Raw genomic sequence first — 14345 nt, 5'->3', positions numbered from 1 at the left:
AGATGCTGACATTAAGAGCACTGGCGCACCTGATGGCCTACCCGAACGCACCCATGCAGGAAGCCCTGCCGGAGCTGGCCGAGGTTATCCGCAATGAAGAGCGGCTGGCGGAAGGCCCCAAACAGGCGGTTATCAACCTGATCACGGAACTCCAGGACCAGCCCCTGGGCGAGATCCAGGAGCAGTACGTGAGCCTGTTCGATCGCGGGCGCCACCTCTCCCTGCACCTGTTCGAGCATGTGCACGGCGAGTCCCGGGACCGCGGCCAGGCCATGGTGGACCTGATGGAACACTACCGCCTCAACGGCTACGAGCTGGACGCCAAGGAGCTGCCGGACCACATTCCGCTCTTCCTGGAATACCTGTCCACACAGGACGAAACCGAAATTACCGACATGCTCGGTGACGCCATGCCCGTGATGGTGCTGCTCGGCGCCCGGCTGGAGGAGAAGGAATCCGCCTATGCGGCCCTGTTCCATGCCCTGGAAGCCATCGGCGGCAGCTGTGAACAGGCGCGGGACATGCGTGAGCTGGCCTCGACCGAGGGCCCGGACGAGACCATCACCAAGATGGACGAGATCTGGGAGGAAGAGCAGGTCACCTTCCTCGGCAACAATGATCCGGCCGGGGGTGGCTGTGGCAATACCAGCCCCGGCGCCGCCACCACACCAACGGACGAGATCCCTGTGCGCTGGGTGGACAACCCCGGCGCCCAGGCTGCCGGCCAACGCTGATTCAGGGGAGAGCACCATGGAAACCTACATCAATCAATTGATCTTCGGCGTCGGCCCCTACCTGGCCGGCACCATCTTCCTGCTCGGCAGCTTCCTGCGCTACGAGCGTGGCCAGTACACCTGGCGGGCCATGTCCAGCCAGACACTGAGCAACCCGCCAGCCTTTCGCTGGGCGAGTATCGCCTTCCACGTGGGCATCCTGCTGCTGTTCTTCGGTCACCTCTTCGGCCTGCTTACACCCACCGTGGTCTACACGTCGGTCGGGCTTAGCCCGGGCGCCAAGCAGATCATGGCCATGGTCGCCGGCGGCCTCTTCGGACTGCTGTGCTTCGTCGGCCTCACCTACCTGGTGTTCCGACGCCTGTTCAACGCCCGCGTGCGGGCTAACAGCAGCTCCATGGATACGTTCATCATCTGCCTGATCTACCTGCAGCTGATTACCGGGCTCAGTACCCTGTTCGTGTCCATGGACCACCTGGACGGTGCGGTGATGCTCGATCTGGCCCACTGGGCCCAGGGGATCGTTACCTTCCAGGCCGGCGCCTGGCAGTACATCGTGGACGTGCACTGGATCTATAAGCTGCATATCTTCCTGGGTCTGCTGATGTTCACTGCCTTCCCGTTCAGCCGTCTGGTCCACATCTGGAGCTGGCCGGTGGAGTATGTGGCTCGGCGGTATCAGATTGTTCGGCCCCAGTAGGTTGGGTTCGTGCAGTGGTGCAGCAGGCGCTGGGGGTGTTTTCCGGGAACCGCCACGAGTACGTCCCTGTAGGCTACGCGGTGGCCATCCATGGCCACCGAGTTTCCCTACAAACACCCCCAGCGCCTGCTGCACCCATCCGAATTTGGGGGTAACGATGCACAGAATTATGGGGCGGAAGGAGCCGGTGATGCTTGGAGGGAAGCTCTTTCGCCATGGATGGCGAAAGCGCAGCCTACATGGACGTACTTGTGGCGATTCCCGGAAAGCATCACCGGCTCCTTCCGACCAGCACGAAACCATGAGGGCATAACGATGCAAGCCATCCCCATTCAACAAGTCGCCGGTGGCGAAATTCTGGTTAACGGTCGTACGATTACCGAAGATGCCATCGACCAGGAAGTTCAGTATCACCCCGCTTCATCGCTTCAGGAAGCCCGGAAAGAAGCCGCGCGCGCGCTTTCCATCCGCGCCATGCTCATAACCGAAGCCGAACGTCAGGGCATCACCGGTGAAGACCGACAGACCGCGGAAACCCAGGAAGAAGCACAGATCCGTCAACTTCTGGATCGGGAACTCGACAATCCGGAGCCGGACGAAGCGGCGTGCCGCCAGTACTTCGAAAGCAACCGCGAACGCTTCCGTACGCCCAGCGAATACCGCGTCTCCCACATATTCCGCCCGGCCCCGGCCGACGACGCCGACGCACGTGTCGCCGCCCGCGAACGCTGCCGCCGCATCATCCGCGTCAGCCTGGCCGAGCCCAGCCGCTTCACCCGACTCGCATTCCAGCACTCGAAGTGCCCGTCCGCCGAGTCCGGTGGCGACATGGGCGTCGTCGGTCCCGGAGACACATCCCATGACTTCGAACAGGCCCTGGACCGACTCCCCGAAGGCGAAATCTCGCCCTACCCCCTGGAAACACGTTACGGTTTCCATGTGGTCTGGCTCCACGAACGCCGCCGGGGCGAGCTTCTTCCCTACGAAGCGGTGCGGGAAAAAATCGCAACGTACCTGAAAGAATCCGTATGGCGCCGCTCCGTGAGCCAGTACCTGCAGATTCTGGCTGGGCGGTCACGGATTGAGGGAATTGATCTGAATGGGGCCGAAAACCCACTGGTGCAGTAAACCAGAAGTGTACGGATTAGGGATGCCGGTCTGTGGTCTCGGACGAGCATAAGAACCGGGGGCCTTGGTGCAGGGGAACCCTTTCAGGGAGGCTCGATGACAGGATGTCATCGCGCCAGCGCCCATGGATGGGTTCACAGCGGTCCCTGAAAGGGTTCCCCTGCAGCAAGGCCAGCACCAATTCATCAGGCTAGGGCCAAGCTTCGAACCACACACAGAAGAGTCCAGAAATGACGGTAGACACCTTCACCCCGGAACCAAGAATCAGCACCTTCGAAGACCTGGTCCGAATGGCCGAAATGGACGGCCCCGGCACCAAGCTCCTGGTCGTGTTAGTCAAAGTCCAACGCCACCAGCAGAAAACCGCCAACGGCGACTACGAAACCAAGGACGGCGAAGGCACCCTCATGCCCCTGATGGTCCGCGACTTCATCTTGACACCCCAGACAACCCTGAACGACATTGTCCGGGAAGCCGACGAAGTCAGCACCGACTGGGAATTCCTCATGACCGCCGTCATGCCCGGCCAGAACGGACAGCCCGCGCCAGAAGACGAAACCGAACCGCACCTTACCCGCATGGCACAGAGCCTGACCACGGGTGAAAGCCTCGAGAGCTTCGCATTCTTCACGCGCAGCGGCGAACCTGTCAGAGTACAGGCCGAAGGCTGACGACGCACAGGCAGTAGACGCAGGAGAGCCACCCATGGCAGACACACAACCAGCCCTTGTCGACAAGTTCGGCCGCACCATCACCTATGTGCGCCTCTCAGTCACGGACCGGTGCGACTTCCGGTGCGTCTACTGCATGAGCGAGGACATGGAATTTCTGCCCCGCGACGAAATCCTCTCGCTCGAGGAAATCGGCCGTCTGGCCCGCATCTTCCAGGGCCTTGGCGTCAAAAAGATCCGGCTGACCGGCGGCGAGCCCCTGGTGCGCAAGGACATCCTCACGCTGATCCAGGATATCGGCAGCCTGGGCCTTGATGACTTCACCATGACCACCAACGGCAGCCAGCTCCCCAAGCTTGCCCACGAGCTCAAGGCCGCGGGCATGGACCGCCTGAACATCAGCCTGGATTCACTGGACGCGGAGAAATTCCGGCGCATCACCCGCACCGGAGACCTGACCCGGGTCATCAAGGGCATCGATACGGCGGTTGAGGCCGGCTTAAAGGGCATCAAGCTCAACAGCGTCATCATGAAGAACAGCAACGACCACGAGGTTCTGGATCTGGTCGACTTCGCCCGGGAACGGGGCATCGACATCAGCTTTATCGAGGAAATGCCATTGGGCGAGATCTCGGACCACAGCCGGGACCAGACCTTCTGCTCCAGCGACGAAGTGCGGGAAATCATCGAACAGCGCTACGAACTCATCCCGAGCACTGTGGACACCGGTGGCCCATCCCGCTATTTCCGGATGCCGGACTCGCAAAGCAGAATCGGCTTTATTTCCCCGCACAGCCACAACTTCTGCGGCGACTGCAATCGCGTACGCATGACAGTGGAAGGACGCTTACTGCTGTGCCTGGGGAACGAACATTCAAAAGACCTGAGGGATCTGCTCCGGGAACATCCTGAAGATGACGAACCGATCCGTCAGGCCATCATCAGCGCCATGGACCTCAAGCCGAGGGAGCACCACTTTACAACGGACGGGGACGTCCAGATCGTACGCTTTATGAATATGACGGGCGGTTAGCCCGGCGCAGCATCTTCCGTGGGGATGTTCAGCAGGCGAATCAATTGGGGGATATCGCTTGAGGGCGTGATATCCGCCAGGGTGTACTGGTCGAGAGTCGCAAGGAATGCCTGCAACGCCTCATTCAGAACCCCTTTGAGGGAACAGATGGGCGTGATAACGCAGGTATTATCAGGACCGAAACACTCAACAAGATGCAGGTCGGGCTCCATCTCCCGGACCAGTATCCCCAGGTTAATATCTGACGGGTTCGGCTTTAGACGGATCCCGCCTTTCTTGCCGCGCACGCTTTCCAGATAGCCCTTTCGGGTGAGTTGGTGCACGACCTTCATCAGGTGGTTCTTGGAGATGCCGTACCGGTCAGCAATTTCCTGGATGGTTGCCAACCGGTTACCCTGAGCCGTGACATACATCAGCACTCGAAGGGAATAGTCGGTGTAGCCCGTAATGCGCATATACTGCCCCGCGCCCCCGGCATTGCCCGGGGGAAATAAGTGCGATCAACGCCGTTTACTGAGTCTCAGAGACTATGTAATCAACGGCGTTTTTCACTTCCTGGTCGGAACAACCGGAGCAGCCACCTTTGGCTGGCATGGCGTTAAAGCCATTGATCGCGTGGTCGTACAGCGTTTCCGTATCCTGTTCGAAGCGCGACGCCCAGTCACCGGAACTGCCGATTTTCGGTGCGCCTGCTGCGCCGGAATCATGGCAGGCCGAACATGCAGAGGCGTAAACGTCGCTCCCGGAACGATCAGCAGGTGCCTCAGCCGCCTGTGCCTCTTCCGCGGACTCCCCTGCAATGCTCACATTGCCTTCAGGCTTGATGCGCTCACGGATTTCATCTTCCACGGCCGCCAGAGTAAGTGCGGAGCCCGCAAGCGTCACAATCAGGCCCGCAGAGGCCAGAAATTTCGTCCACTTTCTCATTACCATACCTCTCTGATGAACAACGCGCCGCATTGTACCCGTTGTTCGCCTGAGACACGAGTCTAACGAGTCGATCCAGCGGGTCGCGCCGTTTTACTCGCCGGCTTCTTCACCACCCGTGGACTGAAGCTGGCAGTAGTTTTCAAGACCCATGCGATCAATCATATCGAGCTGCGTTTCGAGAAAGTCCACGTGCCCTTCCTCGTCCGCGAGCAGTGACGCGAAAAGATCCCTTGTGCCGTAATCCTGCACTGATTCCGCATGCTGGATGCCGGCTTTGTAGATCGCGATGCCGTCATGCTCTGCTTTCAGGTCACATTCGAGGATTTCCCGGACGTTTTCCCCGATCAGCAGCTTGTTGAGATCCTGGAGGTTGGGCAGCCCGCCCAGGAAGAGGACCCGCTCGATCAGCTTGTCGGCATGCTTCATTTCATCAATGGACTCGTCGTATTCAACCTGGCCGAGCCGATCGATACCCCAGTCCTTGAGCATGCGGGCGTGCAGGAAATACTGGTTGATGGCAGTCAGCTCTGCCGCAAGTGCCTGGTTCAGATACTGGATGACCTGTTTGTCGCCCTTCATTTTAAGCTCCCTGAGAGAATCATTCTTGGTGGATCATACGGCAATTTAGCATAACCGGTTTGCCAAGGACCATACGGAACGGCGGAAAGGCATTGCAGGGAGAGACCGGAAGTGGTCTCTCAGGCGGGGCGTGCGAGGGCGCTCAGCAGGTCCAGGTCGACGGACTGACGGTGCTCCCGCAGGATATCGCGTGCCATGCAGGTACACCGGCCACACTGCTGCCCCACGCCAAGCTCCTTGCCGAGCTGACGCATACTGTGACAACCGTCCTCGGCGGCCCGGCGGATCTCATGATCAGTTATACGATTACAGACGCAGACGTACATGGCCTCTCCTGCATTGGTAACGAGCACCTTAATGCTAATTATTCTTATTCACGCCAAAGAATGCAAGTCTTTTTGTGTAAAAATCGTTCTGTTTGCCCCTCACTAGTCTGCCAGTCCCGTCTTTACTGGTTTGCTTCCAGGGGATGGACTTCCACGGCTGTGATCCTTATCATGTCGCCCTGTTTCGGCGGCATTGCTCACAAGGCCGTACCCGCCGAATCGACACCGGAACCATCCTTTCCGGTGTCACCCACCGCCCGTAGCTCAGCTGGATAGAGCGCTGCCCTCCGGAGGCAGAGGTCATAGGTTCGAATCCTATCGGGCGGGCCAAACATAAAAAGGGCCTGCAGGAGACTGCAGGCCCTTTTCTTTTCAGCACCGCACCGCCACCTTCAAAACACGCCAGAATCTGACAGCCCCCAACAATTTGATCCCGGTCAATCAGCCGTTTGCAGCGGCGTGCCATGCTTACAGTAACGGCAGCCAGGGGACAGGGAGGATACTGCCCGTGAAAGCGATTCCGATGATACTCGCTGTTCTGGGACTAGTGGCCCAGCCAGGCTTTGCCCAGCCCGCACCTGAAGGAAATGCCGAACGCGGTGCTGAAGTCGCAGCCCAGTGCACGGCCTGCCATCAGGCAGACGGCAGCGGCAAACACATCGAAGACGGCGAATCCTGGCCACGGCTTGCCGGAATGAACGCGGCCTACCTCGCCAAACAGCTGCACGACTTTCAGGAGGGAACCCGCCAGAACGCGGCCATGGCACCCTTCGCGAATATGCTCGACGATCAGCAGATTGCGGATGTTGCGGCCTACTACAGCCAGATGGAAGCGACAACCGGCCAGGGCGGAGCCGACGCGGATAAGGCAACCCTTGAACGCGGGCAGAAGCTTGCTGAACGCGGCGACTGGTCCGAGTACATTGTCGGCTGCGCCAGCTGTCACGGCCCGGGCAACCGTGGCGCTGGCGACGTAGCCCCGGGCATTGCCGGCCAGCACGCCGGCTATATCGAGGCCCAACTCCAGGCCTGGAAAGCCGGCTCCCGTAATAATGATCCCCAGGACCTGATGGGCTCCATCGCCCGCCGCATGAGCGATGACGACATTCACGCGGTGGCCGTCTGGCTCGCCAACCAGAACGCCGCAACCGAATAGGGGAGTGGTCACCATGATCCGCAGATTCTTCTGTATCGCCCTGATCGGCGCCATTCTGTTCTCTTCAGGCCTGTTGTCGGCGGACGAGAAAACCGAGAAATACATCAATACGCTGACCGAACTGGGATACCCGGCTCCAGAAGAGAACCAACTGGTGCATATCCCCCCCACCATGGAAGATCTGGAAGAGGCGGATGTACACCCGGAACTCAAACGGGTGATCCGCCGGGGCTATGATCTTTTCACGAACACGCAGCAACTGCGCGGCGAAAACGTGTTCAATAATATGGACTGCTCCAGCTGCCATACAGGTGCCGGACGCATGCCGTTCAGCGCGCCGATCTGGCCTGCCGCCGTCACGCTTCCGGATTTCCGGGGCAAGAATGGCCACGTGAACAGCCTCGAAGAGCGGATTGCTGGCTGCTTCACCTACTCAATGAACGGCAAGCCACCTGAGTATGGCAGTGACAAGATGGTTGCCCTGACGGCCTACCATAGCTGGTTGGCAACCGGTGTTGAGATGTACCCGGACAAGCCCATCTACGGGCGTGGTTTCCCTGCCCCTGACCGCCCGGAGGAGCTGAGCTATTCCCGCGGCGAGCAGGGCTACAATGAAAAGTGCGCCGTCTGCCACAGCGAGGATGGCTCTGGCCTGCAGGTGGGCAACCAGACTGTATTCCCGGCTCCCTGGGGTGATGGCTCCAACAACTGGGGCGCGGGCATCGTGCGTCTGTTCACTGCGGCTGGGTTCATCAAGAACAATATGCCCCTGGGGCAGCCGAATTCCCTCTCGGATCAGCAAGCCTGGGACATCGCGTACTACATAAGCAGTCAGGAACGGCCCCAGGACCCACGCTATACCGGCGATGTTGAGGAAACCCGGGAAAAGTACGGGCCCACCTTCCACAAACATTCCCGTTACGGGCAGATCCGTGAGGTGGACGGCAAGCGCCTGGGAGATCACGAAAACACAGGTGAGAAGGACTTCCTGAAACCGGATACGGTCCGGTCACGGACCTTCGAGTAACCGGATTCCCAGAACCAGAACCGGCTTCCCATCAGGGCGATTATCCGCCAAGCATACTGGTAATGGCCTCTTTCGTTGGAACGGAGCCGCTGTGTTGGACCTTGCCGTCCACGGCCACGGCCGGGGTCGACATGACCTGATACTGCATGATGAGCGACGGGTCCGTTACTTTCTCAACCTCGGCCTCGATACCCAGTTCCCGGGCAACCTCGCGTATCGCGGTCGCTGTGTTATCGCACTTCCTGCAGCCTGTTCCGAGCACTTCAATCCGCATGGCTGTGTTCTCCTCTTTCCAGTTTGAGTGATGGTTGGATCAGGCCCCGCTGAACAGCCAGGGGCTGACCCCATTCATGATCCAGCCGACGATCATGAAATTGATCAGCAGGATCACAAAGATAAGGCCAAGCAGGCGGTACTGCATGACCTGCTTGAGCATGATGAATTCCGGGAAACTGGCGGCGACCGTACTCATGCAGAACGCCAGGGTTGTGCCCACGGGCAGCCCTTTCACAATCAGGCTTTCCATGACCGGGATAACCGCCGTGGCGTTCGAGTACAGTGGCAGCCCGGCTAATACAGCAGCTGGGACGCTCCACCACTGCCCGGACCCCAGGTTCTCCGCGAACCAGCCCTCCGGGACAAAACCGTGCAGCGCCGATCCCAGTGCGACACCGAGGATGACCCATTTCCAGATACGCCCGACTATTTCCTTAACTTCCTCAACGGCGAATTCATGCCGGTCCGAAAGCGTCAGCTTCTGCCCGCTTTCAGTCGGGTCAGCCTCGCTATGGGGTGACGTAGCAGCCTGCTGGTATGCCTTGGCGGCAAACGACTGAAGCCAACGCTCGCCGCGCAGGAGATCCAGAACCACACCACCAGTGATGCCCACAAGGACACCGATGACGACATACGCAAGAGTGAACTGCCAGCCAAGCAGGCTCCAGAGCATGATGACAGCCACCTCGTTGATGATCGGGGAAGTGAACAGGAATGCCATCGTTACACCCAGCGGGATACCGGCACTGGTAAAGCCCAGGAACAGTGGAATGCTGGAGCAGGAACAGAAAGGCGTAATCGCGCCAAATCCCGAGCCCAGAAAATAGCCCGTCACCCGGTGACGATGCTGGATGTAATGACGCACCTTCTCCAGGTTCAGGGATGCCCTGGCGAGCGCGATGACGTAGATCATCACCACAAGCAACACGAGGATCTTGGTGGTATCCTCAACAAAGAAGTGGATCGAATCCGCCAATCGGGTCCCTTCCTGGAACCCCATGAGCGTGTAGACAATCCCGTCAGCAAGCCAGGTGAAAATTGCGAGCATTGGAATCCTCGTTGGATGAATGGTCAATGTCACCCCTGAAGACGAACGAATCCGGAAAAGGATGCTCACTTTTTCAGGGTCAGCGATAAACAGGTGGGCCATGGCGTACGAATGCGTTCTGAACGCTTGGAATGAACACAGTGACGAACTGGAAGGATTCCTGACCCAGCGGGCCGACTCCTCCGAAGAGGCTGAGGATCTGCTTCAGGAGGTCTTCACGCGGGCCATGCAGGAAGGGGGCGCTTTCTGTGAGTTGAGCAACGCCAGATCATGGCTGTTCCGGGTCGCCAGAAACCAGCTGATTGATGCGCAGCGGCTGCGAAAAAATTACGCGCAGCTGCACGAAAGCGACATCAAGGCGCCCTCCAAAGCGGACGCACCGATATCCCAACTCCAGGAATGCATCACCCGGAATCTCCCGGACCTTGAGGCCGCTGACCAGCACATCCTGGAGGCCTGTGATCTCGAAGGCATGACGCAGAACGACTACGCTGCGGAACAGGGCTTGTCATTACCAGCCACCAAGGCGCGACTGCGTCGCGCCAGACAACGCCTTCGCACCCAACTCGTCAGCAACTGCCAGGTGGTTCTGGATGAGCAGGGGAAAGTCTGCTGCCACCGTGCGCTGCCAGTAAGCAACACTTGAGGGCTATTCAGCCTGAGCCTGAACCGCCAGCAGCACCTTCCCTGTATTGTCGTTGGCCTGGAGGTAACCCATGGCCTCGTCGGCCTGGGTGATGGCAAAGGTGCAATCAATGACGGGCCGTATCTCGCCACTGGATAGACGCGGCCAGACATGCTCGCGCAGCGCCGCCATCACCTCCCCTTTCACGGAGACGGGCTGGGAGCGGAGCGTGGAACCGATCAGCCTCTGGCGCTTCACCAACAGATACCCCAGGTCCATGTCAGCCTCACGGCCACCCATGAGCCCGATCACCACGATGCGCCCGTCGGCGTTCAGAACGGACTGATCCTGCCGGATGTAGTCACCCCCGACCGGATCCAGGACCATGTCCGCACCACCCCAGTTCCGGACAGCCTCGACGAAACTGCCCTTATGACGGTTCCACCCGTCGTCGGCACCCAGAGCCCGGCAAGCCTCGATCTTGTCGTCGCTGCCGACGGTCACGAACACCGGATTGCCCATCACCCTCGCCAGTTGGATAACCGCCGTGCCCAGCCCGCTGGCGCCAGCGTGAAGCAGGATCCGTTCGCCCGGCGCCAGGACAGCCTCCCGGTAGAGGTTCAGCCAGGCGGTGGCGAAGACCTCCGGCAGACCCGCTGCATCACGCAGTGACACCCCCTCGGGAATGGGCAACACCTGGGACGCAGGCACCCGCACCCGTTCGGCATAGCCGCCACCGGTCAGCAGCGCACAGACCTCATCCCCCGGGGTCAACCCGGTTACTTCGGCACCCAGTTCGCGAACCACGCCGCTGACCTCCAACCCCAATATAGGCGAAGCACCTTCCGGGGGTGGATAGGCGCCGGCGCGCTGCATCAGGTCGGCGCGGTTCATGCCGGCCCAGGCCACATCAATGAGCACTTCGCCCGCTCCGGGGGTTCCGGGATCGTCCTGCTCAACCCATTCCAGGCCGTTATCGCTTACCGCAATCGCCTTCATGGAAGCATCCTTAAACGTTGAAAACGACTGGAAGGATAACACTGCACCTTGAATTCACGGGCAAGGGCTTCAGGTTTGAATTGGCGCCAGTATTTCAGCGCAATTCCGCCCCTTGGCCTTTGCCCTGTACATCGCATGATCCGCATGCCGGAGCAGTTCAAACAGATCCTCAGTTGAATCAGACAGTGATGCGATGCCGCAGCTTGCGGTCACGCCCACTGCCAGACTGGTGTCCCGCGTGGACTCCTCCTCGAGGGCCCTGAGCAGGCGCTCGGCGCACCGCATTGCCTGCCCTGCATCTGTATCCGCAAGCAGAACCACAAATTCTTCACCGCCCAGACGTGCGGCAACATCCGCGGCACGCAGCTCACGTTCGAGAATACCGGCAACAGACCGCAGAACCTCGTCACCCGCCTTGTGCCCATACTCATCGTTGATTTGCTTGAAATGATCGAGGTCAATCATCATCAACGACATGGGATTGCCGTTGCGTCTGAATTGCGCGAGGAATTTATCGCCCAGTTCGAAAAAGGCGCGGCGATTGGGCATACCGGTCAACTCATCACGTCTTGCCTGGGCTTCAGCCCGCTGATGAGCATCCTCCAGCTCCTGCTCCATCTCCTTGCGCCGTGTAATGTCGGTGGCGACCTCCAGGCGCACAAGCCGGCCGTCCGTCCAATAGATGGCCTGATCCCTGCATTGGTACCAACGACCGTCCAGGGAATTCCGGAACTCCCAGACATCGGGTTCCAGGGGATTGCCCGCCTCGTCTCTGAGCCGATAATTGTTACAGAAGGCGCAGGGACCATCACCGCCCTGAAGCACTTCCCAGCACTTTCGCCCTGCGGGCTCCCCCCAGACTCTTCGACCATAAGCGTTCATATAGAGAACGTCGAAGGTGTCGAAATCGGAGACGTAGACCAGGGCATCCAGATTATCGAGGACGGTTCGCAGTGCGGACACCTCGCTCATTGACTCGCCACTTTTCAGATCCTGCATCAATCCTCTTCCAGACCCGGTTGGCAACGACAAACCACTCCTTACAGGGGACCGGACACAGCTGGAGCGGTTTTTACGTGTGCGGAATTTACCAGTTCCAACACCAATTTTGGTTAGCTATTCAAATTTTTTTACATCCAGCAACATAGCCACAACGTTTTGTCGAATGTGAACATCAGTGGCGCGGGCACTGCTCTGGTTGGCCTGGTATTGGTGTGGACGTCCTTCCACCTCTCAGGCACGGTGCAGGAAGACGTCAGGCAGCCGGTTCCATCCCTGAACCCGGCGACAGTTCCGGTCGTATCCCTGAACGGGATAAACCCGTAACCGAAAAAGGAGCAGAACATGGCACAGGTAACATTGGGCGGTAATCCGGTGGAAGTCGCGGGGGCCCTGCCTCAGAAGGGCGAAAGCGCTCCCGACTTCACACTCACCAACGGCGACATGGAGGATGTGTCCCTTTCCCAGTGGCAGGGCAAGCGCAAGGTACTCAACATTATCCCCAGCATCGACACCGGTGTCTGTGCTGCGTCCACGCGGACCTTCAATGAAAAGGCAGGCAACCTGGATAATACCGTGGTCCTCGTCATCTCCGCGGACCTGCCATTTGCCACCGCCCGTTTCTGCGGGGCGGAAGGATTGGATAACGTGGTCACGCTCTCGTGTTTCCGTAACGACCGTTTCCGCCATGACTATGGGGTAGCGCTCGAAGGCGGGCCCTTCAGTGGCCTCTGTGCACGGGCGGTTGTCGTACTGGATGAGAACAACCAGGTCCTGCACAGCCAGCTGGTTCCGGAAATCGGCGAGGAGCCGGACTATCAGGCCGCGATAAACGCGCTGTAACCCCTACACCGGGTGTTCATTGCGGGTCAGGCGGTAGGCCGTCTCGATCAGGTAATGGACCCCGGCCTCCCTCAGATGGTCATAAACCTCAATCACATCCTCACGCTCGAGCGTCTCCACCGAGAACCAGGGCTGGCCCTGGACCTCATCCCGGGGAATACTGAACGGAGGGCCGTTCATGCAGTCTTCCGGATACTCGAAAGTGATCAGCAGGCCTTGCCCACCCTCCACGATCAACGAGGCCAGAAATCGCAGGTAGTTCCGGCGCATCGCTTCTGGCAGGGCCACCAACGCCGCTCGGTCGTAAAAAAGCTCGAAGGGCTCTTCGGGGCGGAAGCGGAAAAAATCGCCCACCACGATACTGACGCCATCCGCATGACGCTCTTCCAGACCGTCTGTCCGGGTCTGCTCGGACGGGGTTGTCTGACGCTCCTGGAAATACTCGCTGACCGCGCGCTCATCGAGTTCCACCCCCACCACCCTGTGGCCCTGCTCCGCAAGCCAGGCCATGTCCAGGGTCTTGCCGCAGAGTGGGACAAGGACAGCAGCAGAGGACCGGGCAATCCCCGACCAGTGTCGGGTCAGCATCGGGTGTACATCACTGCGGTGGAAGCCGATCTTTCTCTCGGTCCAGATATTGTGCCAGAACTGGTGATCCATGGGCGTTACCCTCAATCATTGAACAAAGGTTCTCAACGCGGCTCGGGCGCCTGGAAACCAAGCATCTCAAGAAGCGCAGCAGGGTCATCAGCCACCTTGAGAAACGCGCGATGGTCGGGGTGAATAAACCCCTCCGAGACAGCGTTATCCAGGAACGCAACCAGGGAGTCATAGTAGCCGTTGACGTTCAGAAGGCCACAGGGCTTGGCGTGGAAACGCAGCTGGGCCCAGGTCAGTATCTCAAACAGTTCTTCCAGTGTTCCCAGGCCGCCCGGCATGGCAATGAACCCATCGGCCCTATCCGCCATCACCTTTTTACGCTCGTGCATATCCGGCGTGACAATCAGCTCACTCAATCCCTGATGCGCCACCTCCTGACTCACCAGCGACTCCGGGATAACGCCAATGGCCTCGCCGCCGCGCGCAAGCACGCCATCCGCAACTGTCCCCATCATCCCGACCGAGGCGCCGCCATAAACCAGCCCCAGATCCCGGTTGCAAAGCGCATCCGAAAGCGCTGCGGCTGCCTCCGTATAGCCGGCTCCGCGCCCCGATCGTGAACCACAGTAGACACAGATCCGCTTCACTCACGCCTCCTCGCTGCGGGGAAA

General features: G+C 59.5%; 19 protein-coding genes and 1 tRNA gene. 10 read left to right on the top strand and 10 right to left on the bottom strand.

Features of this window, described 5'->3' with window-relative positions; genetic code table 11:
- The first annotated feature begins 2 nt into the window (after positions 1 to 2).
- The 5 genes from narJ (at position 3) to moaA (ending at position 4266) form a co-directional block, all read left to right on the top strand.
- Entirely contained in the window at positions 3 to 734 is a 732-nt protein-coding gene (narJ, locus tag DES49_RS01925) for a nitrate reductase molybdenum cofactor assembly chaperone (protein ID WP_133734685.1), read from the top strand.
- 16 nt (positions 735 to 750) lie between these two features.
- Complete coding sequence (narI, locus tag DES49_RS01920; protein ID WP_133734684.1) at positions 751 to 1434, top strand: respiratory nitrate reductase subunit gamma; 684 nt, start codon at positions 751 to 753, stop codon at positions 1432 to 1434.
- A 315-nt stretch (positions 1435 to 1749) separates the two neighbouring features.
- The gene (locus DES49_RS01915; RefSeq protein WP_166645958.1) at positions 1750 to 2562 is read left to right on the top strand and encodes a peptidylprolyl isomerase; all 813 of its coding nucleotides are present in this window, start codon (positions 1750 to 1752) and stop codon (positions 2560 to 2562) included.
- Positions 2563 to 2792: 230 nt separating this feature from the next.
- Positions 2793 to 3233: a hypothetical protein gene (locus tag DES49_RS01910; protein WP_133734682.1), complete on the top strand. Its 441-nt coding sequence runs from the start codon at positions 2793 to 2795 to the stop codon at positions 3231 to 3233.
- Positions 3234 to 3267: 34 nt separating this feature from the next.
- Positions 3268 to 4266 (top strand): GTP 3',8-cyclase MoaA, encoded by a 999-nt coding sequence (gene moaA, locus DES49_RS01905; RefSeq protein ID WP_133734681.1) that lies wholly within the window; start codon positions 3268 to 3270, stop codon positions 4264 to 4266.
- Here the strand turns inward: moaA and DES49_RS01900 are convergent.
- The 4 genes from DES49_RS01900 to DES49_RS01885 all read right to left on the bottom strand — a co-directional run bounded on the left by DES49_RS01900 (position 4263) and on the right by DES49_RS01885 (position 6101).
- Positions 4263 to 4721 carry an RrF2 family transcriptional regulator gene (locus DES49_RS01900; protein WP_133734680.1) on the bottom strand — a complete coding sequence of 153 codons (459 nt, stop codon included), beginning with the start codon at positions 4719 to 4721 and terminating at the stop codon, positions 4263 to 4265. The two genes, moaA and DES49_RS01900, sit on opposite strands and share 4 nt — an antisense overlap.
- 55 nt (positions 4722 to 4776) lie before the next feature.
- Entirely contained in the window at positions 4777 to 5193 is a 417-nt protein-coding gene (locus DES49_RS01895; RefSeq protein WP_133734679.1) for a c-type cytochrome, read from the bottom strand.
- A gap of 93 nt (positions 5194 to 5286) precedes the next feature.
- On the bottom strand, positions 5287 to 5775 hold the full coding sequence (bfr, locus tag DES49_RS01890; protein WP_133734678.1) for a bacterioferritin: 489 nt from the start codon (positions 5773 to 5775) through the stop codon (positions 5287 to 5289).
- Positions 5776 to 5894: 119 nt separating this feature from the next.
- Entirely contained in the window at positions 5895 to 6101 is a 207-nt protein-coding gene (locus DES49_RS01885; protein ID WP_133734677.1) for a bacterioferritin-associated ferredoxin, read from the bottom strand.
- Positions 6102 to 6354: 253 nt separating this feature from the next.
- Between DES49_RS01885 and DES49_RS01880 the strand changes: the two genes are divergently transcribed.
- The 3 genes from DES49_RS01880 (at position 6355) to DES49_RS01870 (ending at position 8284) form a co-directional block, all read left to right on the top strand.
- A tRNA-Arg gene (locus DES49_RS01880) sits at positions 6355 to 6431 on the top strand.
- Positions 6432 to 6624: 193 nt separating this feature from the next.
- Positions 6625 to 7257, top strand: coding sequence for a c-type cytochrome (locus tag DES49_RS01875; protein ID WP_166645976.1), 633 nt, complete (start codon positions 6625 to 6627; stop codon positions 7255 to 7257).
- 13 nt (positions 7258 to 7270) lie between these two features.
- A complete protein-coding gene (locus DES49_RS01870) occupies positions 7271 to 8284 on the top strand; it encodes a c-type cytochrome (protein WP_133734675.1) in 1014 nt (337 codons plus the stop codon).
- Between the two features lie 40 nt (positions 8285 to 8324).
- Here the strand turns inward: DES49_RS01870 and DES49_RS01865 are convergent, their stop codons facing one another.
- Together DES49_RS01865 and DES49_RS01860 are read right to left on the bottom strand one after the other, a co-directional pair.
- Positions 8325 to 8558, bottom strand: coding sequence for a thioredoxin family protein (locus DES49_RS01865; protein ID WP_133734674.1), 234 nt, complete (start codon positions 8556 to 8558; stop codon positions 8325 to 8327).
- A gap of 39 nt (positions 8559 to 8597) precedes the next feature.
- A complete protein-coding gene (locus tag DES49_RS01860) occupies positions 8598 to 9608 on the bottom strand; it encodes a permease (protein ID WP_133734673.1) in 1011 nt (336 codons plus the stop codon).
- 100 nt (positions 9609 to 9708) lie between these two features.
- On the opposite strand from DES49_RS01860, the gene DES49_RS01855 reads away from it, so the two are divergent.
- Positions 9709 to 10254 (top strand): sigma-70 family RNA polymerase sigma factor, encoded by a 546-nt coding sequence (locus DES49_RS01855; RefSeq protein ID WP_133734672.1) that lies wholly within the window; start codon positions 9709 to 9711, stop codon positions 10252 to 10254.
- 3 nt (positions 10255 to 10257) lie between these two features.
- Here DES49_RS01855 and DES49_RS01850 read toward each other — a convergent pair whose 3' ends face one another.
- Both DES49_RS01850 and DES49_RS01845 read right to left on the bottom strand, forming a co-directional pair.
- Positions 10258 to 11232: an NAD(P)H-quinone oxidoreductase gene (locus DES49_RS01850; RefSeq protein WP_133734671.1), complete on the bottom strand. Its 975-nt coding sequence runs from the start codon at positions 11230 to 11232 to the stop codon at positions 10258 to 10260.
- 69 nt (positions 11233 to 11301) lie between these two features.
- Positions 11302 to 12231, bottom strand: coding sequence for a GGDEF domain-containing protein (locus DES49_RS01845; protein ID WP_133734670.1), 930 nt, complete (start codon positions 12229 to 12231; stop codon positions 11302 to 11304).
- Between the two features lie 345 nt (positions 12232 to 12576).
- Between DES49_RS01845 and tpx the strand changes: the two genes are divergently transcribed.
- Positions 12577 to 13074: a thiol peroxidase gene (gene tpx, locus DES49_RS01840; protein ID WP_133734669.1), complete on the top strand. Its 498-nt coding sequence runs from the start codon at positions 12577 to 12579 to the stop codon at positions 13072 to 13074.
- 3 nt (positions 13075 to 13077) lie between these two features.
- On the opposite strand, the gene DES49_RS01835 is transcribed toward tpx, so the two are convergent.
- Positions 13078 to 13734 (bottom strand): thiopurine S-methyltransferase, encoded by a 657-nt coding sequence (locus tag DES49_RS01835; protein WP_133734668.1) that lies wholly within the window; start codon positions 13732 to 13734, stop codon positions 13078 to 13080.
- 32 nt (positions 13735 to 13766) lie between these two features.
- Positions 13767 to 14321, bottom strand: a complete 555-nt coding sequence (locus DES49_RS01830) for an LOG family protein (protein WP_133734667.1) — start codon at positions 14319 to 14321, stop codon at positions 13767 to 13769.
- Positions 14322 to 14345: the final 24 nt, after the last annotated feature.

Origin of the sequence: Halospina denitrificans, from assembly GCF_004364635.1 — a bacterium.
GTDB lineage: Bacteria > Pseudomonadota > Gammaproteobacteria > Pseudomonadales > Oleiphilaceae > Halospina > Halospina denitrificans.
This window is presented reverse-complemented; position numbering and strand designations above follow the sequence as displayed.

What these genes read in the sequence shown, in the direction of transcription:
- DES49_RS01850 (WP_133734671.1), bottom strand. Translation starts at nt 11,232, where the DNA reads ATGAAGGCGATTGCGGTAAGCGATAACGGCCTGGAATGGGTTGAGCAG.
- DES49_RS01895 (WP_133734679.1), bottom strand. Translation starts at nt 5,193, where the DNA reads ATGAGAAAGTGGACGAAATTTCTGGCCTCTGCGGGCCTGATTGTGACG.
- bfr (WP_133734678.1), bottom strand. Translation starts at nt 5,775, where the DNA reads ATGAAGGGCGACAAACAGGTCATCCAGTATCTGAACCAGGCACTTGCG.
- DES49_RS01855 (WP_133734672.1), top strand. Translation starts at nt 9,709, where the DNA reads ATGGCGTACGAATGCGTTCTGAACGCTTGGAATGAACACAGTGACGAA.
- DES49_RS01915 (WP_166645958.1), top strand. Translation starts at nt 1,750, where the DNA reads ATGCAAGCCATCCCCATTCAACAAGTCGCCGGTGGCGAAATTCTGGTT.
- DES49_RS01885 (WP_133734677.1), bottom strand. Translation starts at nt 6,101, where the DNA reads ATGTACGTCTGCGTCTGTAATCGTATAACTGATCATGAGATCCGCCGG.
- DES49_RS01900 (WP_133734680.1), bottom strand. Translation starts at nt 4,721, where the DNA reads ATGCGCATTACGGGCTACACCGACTATTCCCTTCGAGTGCTGATGTAT.
- DES49_RS01865 (WP_133734674.1), bottom strand. Translation starts at nt 8,558, where the DNA reads ATGCGGATTGAAGTGCTCGGAACAGGCTGCAGGAAGTGCGATAACACA.
- DES49_RS01910 (WP_133734682.1), top strand. Translation starts at nt 2,793, where the DNA reads ATGACGGTAGACACCTTCACCCCGGAACCAAGAATCAGCACCTTCGAA.
- DES49_RS01845 (WP_133734670.1), bottom strand. Translation starts at nt 12,231, where the DNA reads ATGCAGGATCTGAAAAGTGGCGAGTCAATGAGCGAGGTGTCCGCACTG.
- DES49_RS01875 (WP_166645976.1), top strand. Translation starts at nt 6,625, where the DNA reads ATGATACTCGCTGTTCTGGGACTAGTGGCCCAGCCAGGCTTTGCCCAG.
- narJ (WP_133734685.1), top strand. Translation starts at nt 3, where the DNA reads ATGCTGACATTAAGAGCACTGGCGCACCTGATGGCCTACCCGAACGCA.
- DES49_RS01870 (WP_133734675.1), top strand. Translation starts at nt 7,271, where the DNA reads ATGATCCGCAGATTCTTCTGTATCGCCCTGATCGGCGCCATTCTGTTC.
- moaA (WP_133734681.1), top strand. Translation starts at nt 3,268, where the DNA reads ATGGCAGACACACAACCAGCCCTTGTCGACAAGTTCGGCCGCACCATC.
- tpx (WP_133734669.1), top strand. Translation starts at nt 12,577, where the DNA reads ATGGCACAGGTAACATTGGGCGGTAATCCGGTGGAAGTCGCGGGGGCC.
- narI (WP_133734684.1), top strand. Translation starts at nt 751, where the DNA reads ATGGAAACCTACATCAATCAATTGATCTTCGGCGTCGGCCCCTACCTG.
- DES49_RS01860 (WP_133734673.1), bottom strand. Translation starts at nt 9,608, where the DNA reads ATGCTCGCAATTTTCACCTGGCTTGCTGACGGGATTGTCTACACGCTC.
- DES49_RS01835 (WP_133734668.1), bottom strand. Translation starts at nt 13,734, where the DNA reads ATGGATCACCAGTTCTGGCACAATATCTGGACCGAGAGAAAGATCGGC.